Origin of the sequence: Trichocoleus sp. DQ-U1 (assembly GCF_039961925.1) — a bacterium.
Classification (GTDB): Bacteria; Cyanobacteriota; Cyanobacteriia; order Cyanobacteriales; family FACHB-T130; genus FACHB-T130.
Genome location: NZ_JAMPKB010000005.1, coordinates 39198 through 60395 on the forward strand (window position 1 = coordinate 39198; position 21198 = coordinate 60395).

General features: G+C 48.3%; 23 protein-coding genes. 14 read left to right on the forward strand and 9 right to left on the reverse strand.

All coding sequences use genetic code 11. The features are described from left to right. The first annotated feature begins 163 nt into the window (after window positions 1–163). Together NDI34_RS03395 and NDI34_RS03400 are read left to right on the forward strand one after the other, a co-directional pair. Window positions 164–910 carry a Uma2 family endonuclease gene (locus tag NDI34_RS03395; protein WP_190413288.1) on the forward strand — a complete coding sequence of 249 codons (747 nt, stop codon included), beginning with the start codon at window positions 164–166 and terminating at the stop codon, window positions 908–910. Between the two features lie 163 nt (window positions 911–1073). Next, window positions 1074–1547: a GNAT family N-acetyltransferase gene (locus NDI34_RS03400; protein ID WP_348231855.1), complete on the forward strand. Its 474-nt coding sequence runs from the start codon at window positions 1074–1076 to the stop codon at window positions 1545–1547. Between the two features lie 179 nt (window positions 1548–1726). Here NDI34_RS03400 and NDI34_RS03405 read toward each other — a convergent pair whose 3' ends face one another. Further along, window positions 1727–2791, reverse strand: a complete 1065-nt coding sequence (locus NDI34_RS03405; protein WP_348231856.1) for a tetratricopeptide repeat protein — start codon at window positions 2789–2791, stop codon at window positions 1727–1729. A gap of 294 nt (window positions 2792–3085) precedes the next feature. Further along, the gene (gene ribBA / locus NDI34_RS03410) at window positions 3086–4795 is read right to left on the reverse strand and encodes a bifunctional 3,4-dihydroxy-2-butanone-4-phosphate synthase/GTP cyclohydrolase II (RefSeq protein WP_339380239.1); all 1710 of its coding nucleotides are present in this window, start codon (window positions 4793–4795) and stop codon (window positions 3086–3088) included. 162 nt (window positions 4796–4957) lie between these two features. On the opposite strand from ribBA, the gene NDI34_RS03415 reads away from it, so the two are divergent. Both NDI34_RS03415 and argC read left to right on the forward strand, forming a co-directional pair. Further along, window positions 4958–5179: a helix-turn-helix transcriptional regulator gene (locus tag NDI34_RS03415; RefSeq protein WP_348231857.1), complete on the forward strand. Its 222-nt coding sequence runs from the start codon at window positions 4958–4960 to the stop codon at window positions 5177–5179. A gap of 872 nt (window positions 5180–6051) precedes the next feature. After that, entirely contained in the window at window positions 6052–7113 is a 1062-nt protein-coding gene (gene argC, locus NDI34_RS03420; RefSeq protein WP_190413299.1) for an N-acetyl-gamma-glutamyl-phosphate reductase, read from the forward strand. On the opposite strand, the gene NDI34_RS03425 is transcribed toward argC, so the two are convergent. The 3 genes from NDI34_RS03425 to eno form a co-directional block, all read right to left on the reverse strand. Continuing rightward, window positions 7087–7299, reverse strand: coding sequence for a hypothetical protein (locus NDI34_RS03425; RefSeq protein WP_190432232.1), 213 nt, complete (start codon window positions 7297–7299; stop codon window positions 7087–7089). The genes argC and NDI34_RS03425 overlap by 27 nt on opposite strands. A gap of 175 nt (window positions 7300–7474) precedes the next feature. Then, on the reverse strand, window positions 7475–8062 hold the full coding sequence (locus tag NDI34_RS03430) for a hypothetical protein (RefSeq protein WP_348231858.1): 588 nt from the start codon (window positions 8060–8062) through the stop codon (window positions 7475–7477). Between the two features lie 110 nt (window positions 8063–8172). Beyond that, window positions 8173–9462, reverse strand: coding sequence for a phosphopyruvate hydratase (gene eno / locus NDI34_RS03435; RefSeq protein ID WP_190529929.1), 1290 nt, complete (start codon window positions 9460–9462; stop codon window positions 8173–8175). A gap of 246 nt (window positions 9463–9708) precedes the next feature. On the opposite strand from eno, the gene gloA reads away from it, so the two are divergent. After that, on the forward strand, window positions 9709–10140 hold the full coding sequence (gene gloA, locus NDI34_RS03440) for a lactoylglutathione lyase (protein WP_190432239.1): 432 nt from the start codon (window positions 9709–9711) through the stop codon (window positions 10138–10140). A 300-nt stretch (window positions 10141–10440) separates the two neighbouring features. On the opposite strand, the gene NDI34_RS03445 is transcribed toward gloA, so the two are convergent. Further along, window positions 10441–11172 carry a carbonic anhydrase gene (locus NDI34_RS03445; protein ID WP_190413306.1) on the reverse strand — a complete coding sequence of 244 codons (732 nt, stop codon included), beginning with the start codon at window positions 11170–11172 and terminating at the stop codon, window positions 10441–10443. Next, entirely contained in the window at window positions 11169–11297 is a 129-nt protein-coding gene (locus tag NDI34_RS03450; RefSeq protein ID WP_348231859.1) for a hypothetical protein, read from the reverse strand. The genes NDI34_RS03445 and NDI34_RS03450 overlap by 4 nt, the downstream gene beginning before the upstream one ends. Window positions 11298–11365: 68 nt before the next feature. On the opposite strand from NDI34_RS03450, the gene NDI34_RS03455 reads away from it, so the two are divergent. The 6 genes from NDI34_RS03455 to ndk all read left to right on the forward strand — a co-directional run bounded on the left by NDI34_RS03455 (window position 11366) and on the right by ndk (window position 17724). Next, complete coding sequence (locus NDI34_RS03455) at window positions 11366–12799, forward strand: carotenoid oxygenase family protein (RefSeq protein ID WP_348231860.1); 1434 nt, start codon at window positions 11366–11368, stop codon at window positions 12797–12799. A 781-nt stretch (window positions 12800–13580) separates the two neighbouring features. Beyond that, window positions 13581–13715: a hypothetical protein gene (locus tag NDI34_RS03460; protein ID WP_348231861.1), complete on the forward strand. Its 135-nt coding sequence runs from the start codon at window positions 13581–13583 to the stop codon at window positions 13713–13715. A 69-nt stretch (window positions 13716–13784) separates the two neighbouring features. Then, window positions 13785–15149, forward strand: a complete 1365-nt coding sequence (gene miaB / locus NDI34_RS03465; RefSeq protein WP_190681560.1) for a tRNA (N6-isopentenyl adenosine(37)-C2)-methylthiotransferase MiaB — start codon at window positions 13785–13787, stop codon at window positions 15147–15149. Window positions 15150–15178: 29 nt separating this feature from the next. After that, complete coding sequence (locus NDI34_RS03470) at window positions 15179–15790, forward strand: hypothetical protein (protein ID WP_348231862.1); 612 nt, start codon at window positions 15179–15181, stop codon at window positions 15788–15790. Window positions 15791–15912: 122 nt separating this feature from the next. Further along, complete coding sequence (locus NDI34_RS03475; protein ID WP_348231863.1) at window positions 15913–17043, forward strand: D-alanine--D-alanine ligase family protein; 1131 nt, start codon at window positions 15913–15915, stop codon at window positions 17041–17043. A 231-nt stretch (window positions 17044–17274) separates the two neighbouring features. After that, a complete protein-coding gene (gene ndk, locus NDI34_RS03480; RefSeq protein WP_190413315.1) occupies window positions 17275–17724 on the forward strand; it encodes a nucleoside-diphosphate kinase in 450 nt (149 codons plus the stop codon). A gap of 75 nt (window positions 17725–17799) precedes the next feature. Here the strand turns inward: ndk and NDI34_RS03485 are convergent, their stop codons facing one another. Beyond that, window positions 17800–18519: a TerC family protein gene (locus NDI34_RS03485; RefSeq protein WP_190413317.1), complete on the reverse strand. Its 720-nt coding sequence runs from the start codon at window positions 18517–18519 to the stop codon at window positions 17800–17802. 254 nt (window positions 18520–18773) lie between these two features. Between NDI34_RS03485 and psaM the strand changes: the two genes are divergently transcribed. Beyond that, the gene (gene psaM, locus NDI34_RS03490) at window positions 18774–18869 is read left to right on the forward strand and encodes a photosystem I reaction center subunit XII (RefSeq protein WP_190413318.1); all 96 of its coding nucleotides are present in this window, start codon (window positions 18774–18776) and stop codon (window positions 18867–18869) included. Window positions 18870–19111: 242 nt separating this feature from the next. Next, complete coding sequence (locus tag NDI34_RS03495; RefSeq protein ID WP_190413320.1) at window positions 19112–19501, forward strand: hypothetical protein; 390 nt, start codon at window positions 19112–19114, stop codon at window positions 19499–19501. A gap of 50 nt (window positions 19502–19551) precedes the next feature. Here the strand turns inward: NDI34_RS03495 and NDI34_RS03500 are convergent, their stop codons facing one another. After that, window positions 19552–20268, reverse strand: coding sequence for a tetratricopeptide repeat protein (locus tag NDI34_RS03500; protein ID WP_190413322.1), 717 nt, complete (start codon window positions 20266–20268; stop codon window positions 19552–19554). 465 nt (window positions 20269–20733) lie between these two features. On the opposite strand from NDI34_RS03500, the gene NDI34_RS03505 reads away from it, so the two are divergent. After that, a complete protein-coding gene (locus NDI34_RS03505) occupies window positions 20734–21198 on the forward strand; it encodes a hypothetical protein (protein ID WP_190413324.1) in 465 nt (154 codons plus the stop codon).

Genomic DNA, 21198 nt, shown 5'->3' on the forward strand with positions numbered 1-21198 from the left:
TTTTTTAAACGAATCGCCTTAGCGTTAGCGAAGCCATGCGCGTTAGCGCTTTAGAAGCTGAGAACGCAGAGGAAGAGAAAAGAGATTATTCTTTAAATAGATTGGATTTATATTAGGGAGATTTATTGGATAATTATATTAATAGCTTTTGGAGCTAATCTTTATGGTACAGCACAACCCGGAAACCAGATTACCAACAAGTGCTGAACTTCCTTGTTCGGATGATACACCTGTGGATAACGAAGACCAAAATTTTATCCCGAATTTTCTATTATTCTTGCTAGAGTTCATTTGGGGTAATCGCCTTGACTGGTATTTTGGTGTAGATATGGGCATCTATCACACGACAGGCGTGAATCCAAGAGTACCCGTGGTGCCAGATGGATTTCTAAGTTTGGGAGTGGAACGGAGGAAAAACAATGGTTCTCGCTCCAGCTATGTTCTCTGGGAAGAAAATAATATTGCCCCCATTTTTGTCTTAGAAATTGTCTCTCACACTTATGGGGGAGAATACGATACAAAAATGGCAATTTATGCCAATTTAGGAGTGTTGTATTATGTAATTTATAATCCGAATTTCTGGCGGCGCGACCAGGAACAACCTTTTGAAGTTTACCGTTTAGTAAATGGGCAATATCAGTTACAAATCGGAGAACCATTCTGGATGCCAGAAATCGGTTTAGGAATTGGGCGATTTGTGGCTCAAGTCGGAGGCATACAGCGCGAGGTATTGTACTGGTACGATGCCCAAGGTGTGAGGTATCAGACAGGGGAGGAATTAGCTGAAATTGAGCGGAATCAGCGGGAGTTAGCACAACAGCAAGCTGAGTCGGAACGACAACGCTCAAATGAGCTGGCAGAGTTATTAGAGAGATATCGCGATCGCTTTGGTGACTTAACCCAAGGGTAAGGATACGGAATTGCTATCGAGCGCGATTGCTAAATCCATAGTTACCAGATAAGAGATAATCAAATCGAAGTGGACTGAGATTAGATTGAAAAAGTGACTCTTGTAGAAGACCACTTTCAAGATTACTCTGACCGTAAAATAAGAATGAACCCGTATCGTGGTGATGGAACGAGAAATTTATATCAGAGAAGCTTTTCCAGAGGAAGATTCTCTAATTGCTCAACATTTTTATCAAATGTGGCTGGATAATCATGTTCCTTCTGACTCAATAGAATCAGACTGGCTCAACATTACGCTCCAGTTTATAGAATGCGCTCGAAAAGAGGGATGCCATAAAGCTTTTGTGGCGGAGATTGATGGGAGAGCGATCGCTTCAGCAAGTTGTCAGCTGTTTGCTGGTCTTTACCCGCATATCCTCAAACCGGAATCTCGCAAATATGGATACATCTGGGGAGTTTACGTTGAACCGCCTCACCGCAGACAGGGACTTGCCAAGAAACTTACGCTTTGTGCGATCGACCATCTAAAATCGCTTAACTGCACAAGGGTTATCCTACACGCCTCCCCACCAGGTAAGCCAGTCTACTCTAGTCTTGGCTTTAGCGAAAGTAATGAGATGCGGTTGGATTTGCTGTAATTAAAGAGACGTATCCTTGCGAAGCGGCACACGATCTCTACCCTATCTCCTCTGAAAAAGGGTGTACAAAATTCCAGCGGTGTTTGCGAAAAATAACAACCCTGACCGACTTTCACCTCAGAATGTGGTTGGGATCTGGCAGAAGATGGGCACTGGCTCATTTCGATGACGGAGGCGGTCTATTTTAACTGTCTCAGCAATTGCAATGCCTTTTGAGAGTCAGCGGTTAATCCTTGCTCGAAGAAAAGTCGCGCAGATGCTTGTAAATCCTCAATTGCGCCTCTAGCATCGCCGGTTTCGTAGCGCAGCAGCCCCCGGTTGCCATAAGCTTTAGCAAAGTTGGGAGAAATAGCGATCGCCTCGGTATAGTCGGCAATGGCTGCTTGAGGATTGCCGATTTGCTGACGGGCGATCGCTCGATTGTAGTAAGCTGCTGCATTGTTGGGATCGTGCTGGATGGCTTGGTCATAATCCGCGATCGCTTCTTTGATATTTCCCAGTCGCCGCCGGACAATCCCGCGATTGTAATAAGCTTCTACTAGATTGGGGTTCAGACCCAGAGCCTTTGTAAAATCAGCGATCGCTTCCTGGGTTTCTCCCAGTTGAACGCGAGCATTCCCCCGATTCACGTAGGCGGTGGCATCCTTAGGCTGAAGCTGAATCGCTTTGCTGTAGTCCTCAACGGCTCCTCTAGGATTTCCTAGGGCACTGCGGGCGTTCCCCCGGTTGTAATAAGCGATCGCATTTTTCTGGTCGAGATTCAGCGCCTTAGTGTAGTCCTCAATTGCTTCCCCATACTTTTTTTGGTCGGCATAAACTATACCCCGGTTGAGGTAGGCATCGGCATTCTGGGGATTTCGCTTCAGCAACTCCGTATAATCTGCGATCGCTCCCTGATTATCTCCTAGCTTCCGCCTTGCCAACCCTCGGCTGTAGTAGGCTTTAGTCAGGTTGGCATCCTGGCGAATTGCAGCGGTGAAATCATTGAAAGCGCCGCTATAGTTTTCTTGGTTATACTTCTCCATCCCCCGATTGAATAATTCTTCTGCACTCGACTGAGCCACTATAAGAGTGCTAGGGAAAGAGTGCTGAGGAAAGAGTAGGGGCTGAGCCTGTGCATAGATAGCTGTCGTTCCTCCACTAAGTAAGGCGGCAGTTCCTATAACGGTGATAGCTTTATATCCGTAGTGCATCGCTTCATTACTAGAAATTACGGAATTAAGTAACTCGGTGAAAATAAACATAACTCAATAAGCCCGTTTATCGTTGATTGTTCATGGTAATTTTCAATTTTCCATGAGCGATAAACAGTCCTATCCGTTAAGTTTATTTATCCCAATCTACTTAGACGCTCATCAAGTAAAAGCTCACAAACGTTAGCTGAAAACCTTCCTAACTCTACTCAGTCCTCAGCCCTAACTCTACTCAGTCCTCAGTCCTCAGCCCTCAGTCCTAACTCTACGCAGTCCTCAGTCCTAACTCTACTCAGCCCTAACTCTACGCAGTCCTCAGCCCTCAGTCCTCAGTCCTAACTCTACTTAGCCCTCACCACTCTGAAAGCTGTAGATTTTCTGGGTTTCTAACTGATGGCAAACTGACGAAGGCAGGGTACTTGCGGGGAAGTTCTGCCGGTCTAGCTGGATTTGTAAACCTGTCAGGGGGTCTATTCCAGTCGAAACCATAAATTCTAGATATTGCAACTGAGGCCACGCGCTCAAAGCATCCAGAATTTGCGCGATCGCTCGCACATAAGGATGTCCTGTCTGCTGATACCAATCCGGTGACGCCAGATTGGGTTGGTCAAAACCTAAGTGAACGGTTAACGATGGCGTGCCGAACAGAGCGATCCCAACAGGTCGCGTTTCTTCCTGCAACAACAAATCGTGAGTTTTTGCCAAATGCCGTAGTTTCTCTAATCGTTCGTAGCGCTTTGTGACTGACTCCGGCTCATCCTGCCAGTGCAGCGCTACGGTGATTAAATACGTTTGCAACAGCATATGACCCAGCTTTTTCGCTTTGGTCGCTAGATAGATGGAATTATAATCATTCGCCTCAATTAACAGCGGCACCCGATCCACCACCTCTAAGCCATAACCTTTTAAACCTGCAATCTTGCGGGGATTATTCGTGATCAGGCGAATTTTTTTCACTCCCAAATCGTTGAGAATTTGCGCCCCCACCCCGTAATCCCGCAAGTCAGCAGGGAAACCTAAGCGCTCGTTTGCTTCGACGGTATCCAGCCCCATGTCTTGCAACGAGTATGCTTTCAATTTATTAACCAGCCCAATTCCCCGTCCTTCTTGGCGCAGGTAAACCACAACCCCCGACCCGGCATTCTGAATCATTTTCAGCGCCGCTTGCAACTGCATGCGGCAGTCGCAGCGCATAGAACCCAAAGCGTCACCCGTGAGGCATTCCGAGTGCATCCGCACCATCACTGAGTGGTCTGAGAACTCGGCTGGGTCTCCCTTGACAATTGCGACGTGTTCGGATTGATCCAGGCTGTTGCGGTAGGCGTAAATTTGAAAATTCCCAAACTGAGTCGGCAGTTCAGCAATCGTCTCCCGGCAGACAAACCGTTCGTGGTTGAGGCGGTAACTAATTAAGTCAGCAATGCTAATAATTTTCAGTTGGTGAGTCTTGGCGTACTCGATTAACTGTGGCAACCGCGCCATCGACCCATCAGGATTTTGAATTTCACAGATCACCCCAGCCGGGTACAATCCCGCCAATCTTGCCAAATCAACACCGGCTTCTGTATGACCGGCTCGTTTCAGGACGCCCCCTTCCCGCGCCCGCAAGGGGAAAATGTGACCGGGACGGCGCAAGTCATTTGGCTGGGTTGCTGGGTTAAGGGCGACTTGTATCGTCACCGCCCTATCCTCCGCTGAGATGCCGGTACGAACTCCCATATTCGGTGCGGCGTCGATGCTGACGGTGAAGGCAGTTTGGTTGCTGTCGGTGTTGTTGCTAACCATCAAGGGCAGATCCAGTTCGTCCAAGCGATCGCCTGTTAGCGCCAGACAAATCAGACCCCGTGCATTCACCGCCATGAAATTAATCATGTCGGGCGTCGCGAACTGAGCCGCGCCAATTAAGTCGCCTTCATTTTCCCGGCTCTCATCATCTACTACCACGACCACCCGCCCCGCCTTCAGGTCTGCCAAGGCGGCGTCAATCGCGTCAAATTTAAACGGTTGGGTTGAAGAAGCGCGATTTTGCGCCTCTTTGCTTTGAGACAATTCCACAGATTAATTAGCGCAATAAACCATAGATCCAGTATCTCTTTTTGAGAGTAGCCTGTGGGCAGCCCCCAGCGGCGCGATCGCGCGAATTCGACAGCGATCGCTCAAATTGATACTTATCGTCTGTAGACTTATCGTTATCTAAAACAACCTTCTTTCTCAATTATGGCGGCTAATCCCGAACTCGAAAAATTTGGCAAACAACTCCGAAAATTGAGAAAGGCACGGGAACTTTCCCAGGCAAAATTAGCAGAATTAACTGGGTTACACCGCACTTACATCGGTGGTATTGAGCGGGGCGAGAGAAATGTTTCCCTTGTTAATATCGTCCGTTTAGCAAAAGCTTTAAGCGTATCTCCCTCCGAGTTGTTAAAACAAATTGAATAAATGAATCTCACATTATTAGTTTTTTTAAAGTCATCTCTATGAAAGTAATTCGATTAAAATACAAAATATTACCGTTTTGGGATTAAAATATAAACTTAAAAAATAATTATATAAATAACTAAATCGAGATTCATAGATAGCAACTAAAAAAAACTGAAATATTCTTTTTTCTCCGTTTCTCTTATCTTCTATATTCTATAGCGTGGACGCCCTCAGCTATGCTCGCTCGCTAAGACGATTCGTTTAAAATATCTCATAGAAATCCCCTCGGACTGCTATAGCGATCCAAATTGAGTTGTGTGATGTCAGCCCTTCAGATCCCCCACTTCGTAAGACTTGTCGAGGATCTCGCCTTCACAACTCATTTATGACTGCTATAAGTAGGAATTAAGGGAAAGAAGAAGGATTCCCTCGCACCTTGCCTAAAAGAGAGTTATGGCGTTAGGTTCAAGTGAGAAGCGCAATATGTCATGATATTGATTTATAACGCTAATTAGACCACGCAGCACCGCCCAAAATATCAATTGGAGCGGTGCTTTTCTATAAGGATAAATTTCCAAAAGAGTCGGTTACTCCCCGAACAGTTGCTCTAGCCAACCTTGAATTCCCCGCAGCTAACCTTGTAACCCTAAATGATGACGCTGATATTTCTACCACCAAATCTTGGTTTTAATACTACAATGCAGCAAAAGTCGCTTTCAGCCATCAGCTTTTAGCAGGACTGAGGAATAAGCAATGACAAAGAAATTCTATTCAGCAACCATTAGGGACATGGCAATGCCGTATCCTGATCGCTCAGTACTGACTTTGGTTGACTGCGCTTTGCTGACCGCTGAGCGTTTAAAATTTAAACTTTTTAGGGAACAAGCATCATGGGTGATTTAGGGCGCGTGCCTGTTGGAATTGTTGGCGCGTCAGGCTATGGTGGTGTGCAACTTGTAAGACTCTTGATGGAGCATCCAGGAGTCGAACTGGTTTACCTAGGTGGTGAGAGTAGCGCTGGAAAGTCCTTTTCCGACCTTTACCCCCATTTAGGTCATCGCGTTGACTTAAAGATAGAACCGCTTGATTTAGATACCATTGCCAATCGCTGTCAAGCCGTTTTTCTCTCTTTGCCCAATGGTCTTGCCTATCAGATGGCACCGACGCTAGTGGCGAAGGGGTGCAAAGTACTGGATTTATCCGCCGATTACCGATTTTCCAACCCGGAAACCTATCAAGCTTGGTACGGGGGAGAACGTCAAGACCGAGAACTCGCAACTACGGCGGTTTACGGCTTACCGGAACTATACCGCGATCGCATTGCCGACGCCCAGTTAGTGGGTTGCGCTGGTTGCTACCCCACCGCCAGTTTGCTAGCACTCTCGCCGCTACTCAAGCAAGGGTTAGTCTTACCAGAAACTGCGATTATCGACGCCAAATCTGGCACCTCCGGCGGTGGACGGCAAGCGAAAACCAATTTATTGCTGGCTGAGGCAGATAATACGCTAGGAGCTTACGGTGTTGGCGGACGGCACCGACATACCCCCGAAATTGAGCAAGTTTGTAGCGATCTCGCCGGTCACGAAGTTACAGTGCAGTTTACCCCTCACTTGATTCCAATGGTGCGCGGGATTCTCGCAACCGTTTATGCCAACTTGCGCGATCCGGGGTTAGTGCGAGAAGACTTAATTACCATCTTTTCAGCTTTCTACCGTGCTTCGCCTTTTGTGAAAATATTACCAGGCGGCATCTACCCTCAAACGAAATGGGCTTGCGGGACTAATCTTTGCTATATCGGCATCGAAGTTGATCCCCGCACGGATCGGGTCATTGTCATGTCAGCGATTGATAATTTAATCAAAGGTCAAGCTGGTCAAGCTCTCCAATGTCTCAATTTGATGCTGGGTATGGAAGAAACCCTAGGTTTACCTCAACTCGGTTTTTACCCGTAGCGATCGCCTTTTAGATTTTTGGGTGTTGAGTTGGATGGCTGAGGGATCGTTTTTTCGGAGTCGTCGAATGAGCGGCTGGTGTTGGCAATCAGAGGGGCTTACTGAAGTTAGCTGCGACGAGAAAAAATTTGACGCGATCGCGCGACTCAGTCGCAGCCCAATAAAATATTGGATCGCTAGGTACATACCAAAAACCCGTTTTCTAGTCTAGAAAACGGGTATCTAAAATAATTGGCTGGCAAAGAGCGATCGCTAGTCGTAGTACTTATTCACCCCTAATTCCTGGTGTAGGGGCATGGCACAAACACGCCCCTACAAAATGTGAATGAGTTTATGTGAAAAAATACTCCAAATGCTTTGATTACGGCACTAATTGAAATGAGCCGAAAAACTTTTGAACATCCTTGGTATTTGAACCAAGCGTACTGACTTGATACAGCCGCTTGTTCACCAGAAAAATCCGACATTGACCAATAGAACCGTCCGAATCTTTATACTTAATTTCTCTGCCGGGACTTCCATGCAGTGAAATTGGGCGCTGAGCGATTAACTTCGCGCCATCCGTTATATAACCCTCAGTCGCCGCATCCAAGAGTTCTTTAGCCTCTAGCCGATCGATCTCGTTGGCAAAGTCAGCATAGGAGACTAAAAAGACACCATCCGACGTAGCGGCTGTAAACAAATGCTGCTCAACGTCACCTTCTTCAGCTTTTTCGGTATGTGTTTCTTCCTCTGGGGTTCCCGGCATTAGCACCACAAAGCCTCCTTCAGAGGAAGAAAACTCCTGCCAATCCTCTTGAGCGTCTGGCGTCGTTTCAGCAGCGCCGATGAGCTGACAGTTATTACAGGGTTGGATTTGAAGTAATGGTCTAACTGCTTCGGCGTGGACGGCTGCTGACACAGACAGGGGAGCAAATAGGGTGGCGATCGCTAGGATTTTTAGTTTCATATTGAGTTGTGCAAAAGTCGGTCAATCCTTTTATAGACAACAGACAAATTGACTGAATTCCTGAACGAGCCACCCGATTATCTGGCACAAACTGCCCGAATTAATCCGCTTTAGCGGGGGCCTAGCCCAATGGTAGCGGCATAAACTGCGCGATCGCCCAATTCATCTTCAATTCGCAGCAGTCGGTTGTACTTCGCCACCCGTTCGCTGCGACAAAGCGAACCTGTTTTAATTTGACCGGCTCTCGTGGCTACGGCTAAATCGGCAATCGTGGTGTCTTCAGTTTCGCCGGAGCGATGGCTGATGATTGACCGGAATCCGTTGCGAGTAGCGAGTTCAATGGTTTCCAGAGTTTCCGTGAGAGAACCAATTTGGTTGAGTTTGATCAGGATCGAGTTAGCGGCGGCTTGCTCGATGCCTTTTTGCAGGCGGATGGGGTTGGTGACAAAGAGATCGTCGCCGATGAGTTGAACGCGATCGCCCATTTTCTCGGTTAATAGTTTCCAGTTTTCCCAGTCTTCTTCGTGCAGTCCGTCCTCAATTGAGACAATCGGATATTGTCCTACCAACTTACCCAGATACTCAATAAAGTCAGCCGGGGAATGGGAGGAGCCATCGTAAACATACTGCCCTTCTTTATAGAACTCACTGGCAGCAACATCTAGCGCCAGCGCCACGTCTTGTCCGGGTTTATAGCCAGCCTTTTCAATCGCCGCCACTAATAGTTCCAAAGCCGCTTGATTGGACTCTAAATTAGGAGCAAAACCGCCTTCATCGCCAACGCCAGTCAGCAAGTTTTTGTCCTTTAAAACTTTGCTGAGAGCCGCAAACACCTCGGCACCCCAACGCAGCGCTTCCTTAAACGAAGACGCCCCAACTGGCACAATCATAAATTCTTGGAAATCCACGTTATTATCCGCGTGGGCACCGCCATTGATCACGTTCATCAACGGCACCGGCAGCACATTCGATAAGGGACTACCGAGATAGCGATAGAGCGGCAATTCCAGAGCTGCTGCACCCGCTTTTGCAGTTGCCAGGGAGACGGCGAGGATGGCATTTGCTCCCAAATTCGATTTATTTTCCGAGCCATCCAGCTCAATCATCGTGCGGTCAACCAAAACCTGATCGAGCGCATCCATCTCCAACAACTCAGGAGCAATTTTCTCCTCGACATTCTGGACGGCTTGGAGGACGCCTTTGCCACCGTAGCGGCTGGCATCCTCATCCCGCAGTTCGTGGGCTTCAAAAGTCCCTGTAGAAGCGCCACTGGGAACTTGAGCCAATCCCATCACACCGTTGATCAGATAGACTTCGGCTTCCACTGTGGGACGCCCCCGCGAGTCGAGAATTTCACGAGCCACAATGGCGTCGATGGCAGTATCTGGCGTGTTAATCATTCCGTTTCACCCTTCAGTAGCAAAATTGCAAGTGTCTCACACATCAGCAAACCTTAGATAGGCTTTTTAGCCAGATGGTTATAGCGGTGGTCATCCCTTGTCGAAAACACCTAGCGTGGCTGAATGTAATATGGTTTCTATGGTGGTATGGGTTGTTGTGTAAAGATCCCGATCGGGGATTGAAATAGAATACGTCCTGAGCGGACACTCAAACGTCATATTAAAAAGGAATTCGGGATCAAAACGATGCGAATGCTACATACGATGTTGCGAGTCGGCAACCTAGAAGAGTCTTTGAAATTTTACTGCGACGTGCTGGGCATGAAGTTACTGCGCCGCAAAGATTATCCGGATGGGAAGTTCACGCTGGCATTTGTGGGTTACGGTGACGAATCTGACCATACAGTTGTGGAATTAACTTACAACTGGGGCGTAGAGCAGTATAACCTGGGAGATGCCTACGGTCATATAGCTCTTGGCGTTGATGATATTTACGCCACCTGTAACGAAATTAAGGCGCGGGGCGGCAAGGTGTCGCGGGAACCGGGGCCAATGAAGCACGGTTCGACGGTTATTGCTTTTGTGGAAGATCCGAATGGCTACAAGATTGAGCTGATTCAGCTAGGAACTCAAGGATCTGCCCAAAAGCAGGAAACGGCTGAAGCAGCAAGTCGGTAGGTTTTAAAAGTAAGCGATCGCATATTTCTAAACATTTGAGACGTGCGATCGCAGATTTCCTTTTAACGCCGATCAAGTTGGAATTTTTGATCCCAAATTCTTTTTTAATATCAAGACCGTGAGGCGTAATTTTGAAGCCGATAGCCCCCTTAATGTGGAGGCTACAAATTACCATTGCACAAATGAAAGTAAAAATACCTAAAAATCCAACCCCTATTAGAGGCAAGGATTTTCAGGTTGCTGGTTCCTAATAATTGAAATTGCAGATACCAGCAGATAAACGCTTGATAACCCACACCTTTATCTCGCGGCAGAACCCCTGTAAATTCGTTCTGCTTGCTCCGGAGATAACAGCATTGAGGCAATTCGCTCAGGTTTAGGCTCTACAGATTCATCCTGATTGGTGGAAAGTTGACTGTAGAGTGGCAGGTACTCCTGACGAATCGGATCGTATCCCCAAACATCTCCCGTTTCAATGTGATAAATCCAGGCATGGAGAGACAGTTTGCCTCGGTGAAGTTTAGCGCGAATTGCTGGATAAGTCCGCAGATTTTCGATTTGCGTTAGCACATTCTCAGCAATCGTGGCTTCCAGAAGTTCTTCACCAGAAAGCTCTGTGTAGTTCTCTTTAATCAGCCGACGGGTCGCTTCTGCGTGCTTTAACCAGTCGTGAACTAACGGCATTTCTGCTGCCAAACTGCTCAATTTTAACAGTCCCTTCATTGCACCGCAGTGAGAGTGACCGCAGACAACAATTTGCTGAATATCTAAAGCGTGAACGGCGTATTCAACGCTTGCGCCTTCGCCGCCATTCGTTGCTCCAAACGGCGGAATCAGGTTGCCAGCATTACGGATGACAAACAGTTCGCCGACAGCCGCTTGAGTAATCAAATTCGGATCGATGCGAGAATCAGAGCAGGTGATGAACAGTACCCTCGGTTTCTGACCGTGAGCGAGTTGCTCGAACAATTCCTGGTGTTCGCTGAAGTAGTTACTTTGAAACTCACGCAGCCCTCTAATCAGTTTCTTCATATATAGCCAATATTTGCTCTAGCGATCGCGATCCCTTCCCTGTAAATCATAGGATGCGAACCGACACGTCGGCGTTTTGCGATCGCACTTCCGAAAGATAACAGCACGCCCGCAAGATCGTTCACACTCAAGAAAGACCTTGCTTAACATTACTTAATTTTATCCCCATTCTGTTGCCTTCTATTTCTGAACTATGACCACAGCCACGAAACCGTCAATCCGTAAAGCTTGGGCAAATGCGGTCGCCCAACCTGCACAAGAATTTCCCCTGACTCCCCTCCCACTCCTTTCCGGCAACATACCGGAAGGTTTGCGCGGCACTCTCTACCGCAACGGCCCAGCCCGCTTAGAGCGTGGCGGCATCCGGGTGGGGCACTGGTTTGATGGGGATGGTGCGATTCTAGGGGTGCATTTCAGCGATGCTGGTGCCTCTGGTGTCTATCGCTACGTTCAATCAGAGGGATACCAAGAGGAAGCCAAAGCGAATCAATTGCTCTATGGCAACTATGGCATGACCGCACCAGGCCCCATCTGGAATCAATGGTTCAAACCGATTAAAAATGCCGCCAATACCTCGGTACTCGCTTTGCCGGATAAACTGCTGGCACTGTGGGAAGGCGGCAAACCCCACGCCCTCGACCTGCAAACTTTGGAAACTTGGGGATTAGATAATTTATCGGAACTGAGTGACGGATTACATTATTCCGCTCATCCCAAGCGCGACGCCCAGACTGGGGAAATTTTTAACTTTGGGGTTTCACCCGGACGGAATGCAACGCTGAATATTTATAAAAGTGACTCCACAGGCAAAATTCTGCAAAAGGCGGCAGTTCAACTAGATGGCATCCCAATGGTGCATGATTTTGTCCTCGCTGGGCAGTATTTAGTCTTTTTCGTGCCGCCAGTGCGAGTGAACGTGCTGCCGTTGCTAACAGGCATAACCAGCTATAGCGATGCGCTGGAGTGGCAACCCAACCTCGGTACTCAGTTTTTGGTTTTTGACCGCGAAACCCTGTCGTTGGTGAGTCGTGGCGAAACTGAACCCTGGTATCAGTGGCACTTTGCGAACGGCTATGTAGATGCCAGCGGGTCAGTGATTGTGGATGTTGTCCGGTACGAAGACTTTCAGACCAATCAGTATCTCAAGGAAGTCGCGACGGGTGAAACCCGGACTCCTGCCAAGAGTACGCTGTGGCAAATCCATCTCAACCCGGCAATTAGCCAGGTAACAAGCATCCAAGAAGTCTTAGATCGGCACTGTGAGTTCCCGGTTGTGCCACAGCATCTGGTTGGTCAAGCTTCGCCCCAAACCTATCTATCGGTACATCGGCAAGCTGTAGAGATTAGCCAAGAACAATTTGGCGCGATCGCTCGTTTTGACTCCAAAACTGACACCCTAGAGGAAGCCGATTTGGGTGAGAATCGCTATCCCTCAGAACCCATCTATGCCCCAGATGCCCTGAATCCCGAACAGGGTTGGGTATTAACGGTGGTGTATGACGGCAACACCGATACCAGCGAAGTCTGGATTATGAATAGCGATCGCCTTTCGGAGCAACCTGCGTGTCGTTTGGGATTACCTAGTACAATCCCCCCTAGCTTCCACGGCACCTGGAAACCAGCTTAGGGTTCTATCAACGTTATTTTGAAGTCTTATATTGTCTCTGTAGGGGCACTCTTGCTTGCGCCCCTACAGACCCTCAATGCGCGAAATCTCGCCTTTTTTATCATCCGGCGACTCCTTCATCAACCCAGAGGGCGATCGCCCGCTTCGCTGATTTTCAGGGTTACATCTACAATTTTTTTGCTAAGTAATTAGCTAATTTTTCAAAACTAAGGCAAAGTAGACGAATTCAAAAAGATAATATAAAAAGCCCGCTTTATTCAAGAAAACGGGCTTTTTATATTTGGCGATTATTTGGCTGATGTTGACTGTTTTAATCCTCACAGAAAATAGAAAAACCGACCTGTAGAACTAGGGGAAGCTGGGTTGCGCTTCTATGTCAAATCAAGATGAAACAACCCCCTCAAAGCGGCTTCAGAATTTCCTCTTCCTCTTCGTCCGCTACCGCGATGGGCACTGTCCTGCCTTGAATCATGAGTAAATAAGTGTTTTTGGGTTGAATCTGCTTGGTGCAAATTTTCCGAGCGATCCCGAAGGTTTGGTAAATTCACCGCGAAGCCAGTAACTAATAGGCTTGATAAGAAGAGGGAGCTGTAAAGGCGCATAGTAGATGTCTCGTCAGAGCTTCTATTGCCTGATTCGGACTCTCTGATGCATAATCAGGATAAAATTGCAAAACAATTTGAATAACTGAGTTTAGGATGCTGTAATTTATTGCGGAATTCGTAGAATAAACGTCCTACTTTGTTCCCGCAATTTTTTACAAGCGTCAGAAAATATAGGCTTGCCTGAAGATTCAAGAACGCTGACTCACCGCTGCTTGGATCGTGGGTGCTTGGGCACCGTGAGAGCGATCGCTCTCGAACTTTGGCAACGCTTACGGGCAGTTCTGGCAGTTTTAGATGTAAAGACGCGATAGCTGTATTCTCCAGATAGGTACTATAGATATACAGTTCCGATTATTTTCATTGATTTGTTGTAGCCGTCCATGACCACTTCTCCCCGCCGGTATCACATCACCACCTTTGGCTGCCAGATGAACAAAGCCGACTCAGAGCGTATGGCTGGCATCCTGGAAAATATGGGCTTTGAATGGTCAGAAGAACCTGAAAATGCAAACCTGATCCTCTACAACACCTGCACCATTCGGGATAACGCCGAGCAAAAAGTTTATTCCTACCTAGGCAGACAGGCGAAACGCAAGCACGAGCAACCAGATTTGACCCTGGTGGTTGCGGGTTGCGTCGCTCAGCAGGAAGGGGAAGCACTGTTGCGGCGGGTGCCAGAATTAGACTTAGTCATGGGACCACAACACGCCAATCGCCTCCAAGATTTGCTGGAACAAGTTTTTAACGGTAATCAGGTAGTGGCGACTGAGGCAGTTCATATCATTGAAGACATCACCAAGCCGCGCCGCGACAGTAAAGTGACAGCTTGGGTGAATGTAATTTACGGCTGCAATGAACGCTGTACTTACTGCGTGGTTCCCAGCGTTCGCGGCGTCGAGCAATCGCGGACTCCAGAAGCGATTCGCGCCGAAATGGAGGAAGTCGCGCGGCAAGGATATAAGGAAATCACCCTGCTGGGGCAAAATATCGACGCCTACGGACGGGATTTGCCTGGAATCACGGCAGAAGGGCGACACCAGAATACGCTCACAGACTTGCTTTATTACGTTCATGATGTGCCGGGAATTGAGCGGATTCGGTTTGCCACCAGCCATCCCCGCTATTTCACCGAACGGTTAATTCGAGCTTGTGCCGAATTGCCCAACGTGTGCGAACATTTCCACATTCCCTTCCAGTCGGGAGATAACGACATTCTGAAGGCAATGGCGCGGGGTTATACCCATGAGAAATATCGCCGCATCATTGACACGATTCGCCGGTATATGCCAGATGCCTCGATTAGTGCGGATGCGATTGTCGGCTTTCCGGGAGAAACCGAGGAACAGTTTGAGAATACGCTGCGACTGGTGGACGAGATTGGTTTTGACCTGTTAAATACGGCAGCTTATTCTCCGCGTCCGGGAACACCCGCAGCCTTGTGGGAGAATCAGCTGAGCGAACAGGTAAAAAGCGATCGCCTTCAACGTCTCAATCATTTAGTTTCAATTAAAGCGGCTCAAGCGTCCCAGCGTTACTTCGGTCGCATCGAAGAAGTCTTGGTAGAAGATCAAAATACCAAAGATCCCACCCAGGTGATGGGACGTACGCGGGGCAACCGTCTCACCTTCTTTACCGGCAACATTGCCGAACTCAAAGGTCAAGTGGTGAAAGTCAAAATCACCGAAGTTCGCGCGTTTAGTTTGACCGGGGAACCATTGGAAGTGCATCAGCCAGTGCCGGTATAAGATTTTTAGGTGGATCGGAGGATTTCGCGGTGCTAGCATCTGCTATGAAAACATTTATCACCTTGTGGAAACTTGAAGTAAGCTCCCGCCTTCCACTCCTCCGGCGAGACTTACAGGAAGCCGTTTATCTTCCCCCTCGCATTGCTTACACTTTATACAACAGTCTGATATTGGTGTATTGGACGGCAATTGCTGCGGGAAGCATTGCTTGGTTGACTTGCCGCTTTACTTACTTATTGGGTGCTAGCACTCGTCAACTGATTCTTCCTAAACAGGAACCGCTTCAGCTCAAGGGCAAAAAACCCCCGGTACAGGCGATTCAGACTTCCACCGCCACGGCACCCCTCCCCACCGCCAAACCAAGCCTCCAGGCTTCCACCGCCACAACCCCAGTCCCCACGGCAATACCCACCATTCAGGCTCCCCCAGGCCTGACGCCAGTCGCTAGCGCACCTCTAGCCGTGGTGGAAAAAATCGCACTTAGCGAGTTGACCACTACGGCGGCTCAAAAGGTCAAAGCAGCGAATCCCGATCGGGTCGTCCTGGCGCGACCTTGGGGCAGAGGATGGCGGATTGCCGTGCTAGAGCCGGAAGAAGCAATGACTGTCCAACGTCCCTGGAAACTCGTTGTCCGCTCCTGAGCGAGGCAAATAACACTGGCATCATAACAAAGAGGGTTGAGGGAGTTTCCGTATCGGAGTTCGTCTCACGCCTCTCGGCTGTAGTAAACTATCGGCGGTGTGCAGTGTCAGGAGTATCCGAAATGAATAAAATGCGGGTGGGATTGCTGTTTGGGGGTTGTTCGGGAGAACATGAAGTTTCGCTAAGTTCGGCACGGGCGATCGCGCAAGCTTTGAGTGCCGACCAAAACAGCGCTAAGTACGAACTCCTGCCTTTCTACATCCACAAAGATGGACGTTGGCAAGCCGGGGAAGTGGCTCAACAAGTTTTAGCATCTGGAAGACCCCCGGAATCCCAACTGGCCTCAGAAAATTCTCCGCAACAATTACCCAGTAACGAAAACGCATCACCGAATACCGAACTTACGATCCCATCGCCAGACCTCAATCGTTGGCAATCTCCCCCCCAAGCTGCTGAGGTAGATGTCTGGTTTCCCATCCTCCACGGCCCGAATGGGGAAGATGGCACCATTCAGGGAATGCTTAAATTAATGCAAGTGCCTTTTGTCGGGACTGGGGTTTTAGGTTCTGCGATGGGAATGGACAAAATTGCCATGAAAATGGCATTCGCCAATGCAGGATTGCCTCAAGTGAAATACATCACCGTTAATCGCTCGCAAGTGTGGTCGAATCCCTGTGTTTTCCCCAAGCTTTGCGAACAAATTGAAGCGACACTCGGTTATCCCTGTTTTGTGAAACCGGCGAATTTAGGTTCATCGGTGGGAATTTCCAAAGTGCGATCGCGTGCTGAGTTAGAAACCGCCCTCGATAACGCCGCCAGCTACGACCGTCGCCTGATTGTGGAAGCAGGTGTGGTGGCGCGGGAGTTAGAATGTGCTGTTTTGGGAAATGACAATCCTAAGGCTTCCGTCGTTGGAGAAATTACCTTTGACAGTGATTTTTATGACTACGAAACGAAGTACACCGAGGGACGAGCGGATTTAGCGATCCCGGCGAACGTGTCAGACGCCGTTGCCACTCAGATCCAAGAAATGGCTCTCCAAGCGTTTGCCGCAGTTGATGGGGCTGGTTTGGCACGGGTGGACTTTTTCTACGTTGAAGCCACTGGCGAAGTATTGATTAATGAAATTAATACCATGCCTGGTTTCACAGCAACGAGTATGTATCCCCAACTTTGGGGGGCGACGGGTGTTGCTTTTCCAGAATTAGTAGATCAACTGATTCAATTAGCCTTAGAACGTTATAACGGGTAGATCGGCAGCAATTCATTTAAACTCTTAACGCAAAGGTAGGCGAAGGAAGCCGCAAAGGTACGCAAAGAAGATTTGGGTGAGATGCTCAATTTGGGAGTGTCAACGCGGTTGGAATTTACTTAAAGTTGATCTTCGTGTCCTTTTGCGTAAACCTTTGCGCCCTTTGCGTTAAAAAGCCTTCTAGTCTAATCTGTGTTTTGTATCAGTTTGTAAAATCTAAAGGAGATAAACTTGGAACGGACATTTGTCATGGTCAAGCCTGATGGTGTACAGCGCAACCTCGCGGGTGAGGTCATCCGGCGCTTTGAAGCCAAAGGTTTTACTCTGGTTGGCTTAAAGTTGATGAGTGTGAGCCGGGAACTGGCAGAGCAGCACTATGACGTACACCGAGAAAGACCGTTTTTTGCGGGTCTGGTCGAGTTTATCACCTCTGGCCCAGTAGTCGCGACGGTATGGGAAGCCGATGGAGTGGTCGCAGCCGCTAGAAAAATGATTGGGGCGACTAACCCACTGACCGCTGAACCGGGTACAATTCGCGGCGATTATGGAGTCAGTATTGGTCGTAACCTCATCCACGGTTCCGACGCTATCGAAACCGCGCAGCGCGAGATTGCTCTGTGGTTTAAAGATGAAGAACTGGTGAGCTGGAAGCCGAGCTTGACTTCCTGGATCTACGAGTAAATCACCAACGGCTAATCGCGAACGGCGCTTAAACAATGTGCCATCGGCGATTAGCCATTTTCAATCTTTTTTTGCCTAACGCTTTTGCTCTTCCTTCTGCTGAATCTCTGCGGTTTGCTCAGCGGGGACGCGCTGAGAAAATCCCCAGGCAAATATCACCCCAATACAGGCAATGGTTAACCACTCTGGCGGCACCAAATCTGGCTGAATCGCTTTGCAGAGCAATCGCAATCCTACAAGGGCAACGGTGATATAGCCAGCATCCTGAAGATGGACAAATTCATCGAGCCAACGGATGAATAAGCCAGCCATAAACCGCAGCGTAATCACTCCAATCGTACCTCCGGTGAGAACCAGCCAGGTATCTTTAGAAATTGCGATCGCTGTAGTGACGCTATCGAGGGAAAAAGCTAAATCGGTGACGGCGATTATCGGAATTGCATGCCATAGAGAAGCAAATCGCGGCCCATGATGTTCCTGAGCTTCCCCTTCATCGGAAGTAAAATACTGAAACACCAGCCAAAGCAGATAGAGTGCCCCTAATAACTCAAACTGCCAGAACTGAATTACCCAGGTTGCTGTCAGAATCAAAGTGATTCGGAGGATGTAGGCAACTGCTAATCCAAAGTTGAGGGCGCGACGCTGGAGCGTGCTGTCTTCTAAGCCTTGGGCAATAGCTGCTAGGGCGATCGCGTTATCCGCTGACAGCACTGCCTCTAATACAACTAGAACAAGCAGTACAAGGGGAGCTTCAAGTCCCGGATTGAGCGGAGAGTTCAGGATTTGGTCTAGCATTCACGCAAGCTTCAAACTGGAACTATCAAACTAAAAGCAAAAATTAACTGGCTAAATTGTGCCAAAATGATTGCTGTCTTAATTAAGCTTAACCTTTGTCGGGAAAAATTAGTCGAAAATTCCATTAAGCAAGCCAAACAATGGAGCTAGAATTTTTACGCGGCTGTGTTGCATCTTGTTACAAGATGTTTATATTGGGCATAATTTAGCCGAAATTGTTGAACTATAAACCTGAAATAAGGAGTTGGTAAACGATGTCGATATCCGATACCCAAGTGTATATTGCTTTAGTTGTGGCGCTGTTTGCTGGCATCATGGCATTCCGGCTATCAACGGAACTGTACAAGTAGATGTCACCCCTTGCTAGGGACTAGCCGCTGATGGCAAGAGAGAGTGAGGGAATGACAGGGCTTTAGTACACATCGGCTCCCCTTCTCCCGCTCCCTCTTCCCCTGGTTTCTAGTCCTTAGCATCCAATCCCTAGCTTCTTAATTCACTTGCAGCAACTCTAGGCAGGGGTACCTCCCTTAAAGCCTTTGACATCTATCGACAGACATAGTGGCGCTTGCGTCCAGAGTGGTATCCTGACACCATGAATGCTATTGAACCCTCACAACCTCATCAGCAACCGGCACCGAACAGCCGGATAGTTCCTCGGACGCGGCGACAACCGCGACGCCATCCTAACCGAGCGATTGCAATAGAAACGACAGCTAAATTAGCAGTAAATGTAGTGCTTTCATCGGCAGCGATCGCCGCTCTCGTGCAACTTTTGCCTTATCACCTGTCCCAGCAAGCAAAGCTAGGAGAAATCCGACAAGAAGTGAAGCGCACAGAAAAACGAGTCAATCGTTTAAGTAATAACTTCAGCCGCTACTTCGATCCCCAGCAAGCCAAAAGCGTGATGCAGGAACAAAGCCATCGAGTTGACCCTTCTCAGCGTCCAGTTGTGTGGCTGGATAACAATACGACTGATGAGTAAAAATTCAAAATATTTTGAATTTTGAATTTTTTTGAATTTTAAATGGTTCCTCAAGCGCTGATAGGTTTCAGCAGTTGGTTCATCCAATTTTCGACTTGCAAGCGCAAGCGTCCGGCAGAACCAAAAGGGGCAAGCACAGCCAAAGCGTTTTGATAATCAGCGATCGCGCAGTTCCAGTCGCCATGCAGATGATGGGTACGACCCCGCTCTGCGTAGATATTCCCTTGTAGCTGACCTAATCTCAGCACTAGGTCAAAATTCTCTAACGCCAAGTCGTAAAGTCCCAGATCCCGAAAGGTGATCCCTTGGTTGATCCAAGCCCGAACGTTGCCAGGGTTGAGATCCAGGGTCATCTCGTAGTCCGCAATCGCTTCTGCCAACTGTCCTAAAGAAGCGTAGTAGTTGGCGCGATTGTTGTAAACACTGTCCAAGTGGGGATCGAGTTCCAACGCCGTGTTATAGTCGGCGATCGCTTGCTCCTTTTGACCGTTCTGGAAATAAATCAACCCCCGGTTGTTATAGTCAGTGGCACTGCTGGGGTTCAGTTCGATGAGAGTCGTCAGGATAGCGATCGCGCCGTTGCGATCGCCATGCTGAGCTTTTTCCTTTGCTAAAGCTCGTAGGGAGCGCAGGGATTGGTTCTGGTGTCCTCCAGATACCGAGGTGACTAGATTAAAACGCCTTGGAACTGTGCCGGTGGTCAATGAAACCGGCGAACCGTTTTGGTGTTTTGCCTGGTCTTGAAAATTGATTGCGCGAGCGTTCATAATCATCCTCAAGGGTACCTTGGACTTCTCTGGAATCTACTTTAGCGGCTTCCTATTCGTTGCCGGGGTGTTCTGTGTCACTGCTTAAAGCGTCTTCCAGCACTGGAGCGATCTCCTATACCTTCAGTTCGGTTTGGATGTCCTTTAGGAAATCTACAGCCCCAATCCAGAGCATTACTGAAACTATCTGTAGAGACTCCCTAAATCTCGTATTTACCCGTCTAGGAGAACTGACGACTGTGAAGCTTGCAGGATTGGCATAGAAAAAAATTATGGATTTTGAGCGGGGGATGCGAGGGGTGAAAATCCTACAACCATGCAAAGGTACAAAAGAGCAGGGAAAATTGAAGCGATGCTCCCCATTACACCTCTCCCCACTGCCCCAACTGAATGGATGCTGGTAGAATGCAAGCGATACTTACGCGCTCCCGTCGGTGTTTGGCAATCGTTCCTTAAAACGGTCTTATGACAACTGCAACTTCTTATCCCAATGCTCCCGATCTCAGCGAAAATGACTACCTGCTACTTGGCTTAGCCACTTGTTTCTTCAAGGAAGATGGCGAAGTCCAAGAAGTCAACATTATTGAACCCATCCCCTCAGCTGCTCTGGAAGCACTTCTGAAAGGGATTCCGACCTCCTACAAGATGGCTGTTGCGACCACAATGGGTGCAGTGATCGTCGGCGATAACCTCTACAAGCCAGCAGATTTTCCAGAAGAGGCGCAATTTAGCGATGAGTTCACTTTTCGGGCGATCGCATCTGTTCGCACCTATAAGAACAAACCAGAGGCCAAATCTCATATTCCTCTGGGCACTACCCGCAATGACTTTAACTATTCCGTCGAACGCAAGCGAGTACTGAATGCTCAGCGCGTTGTCCGCAAAGAAGACAACGTGAAACAACACTCTCACACCCATAAAGTCCTTTAG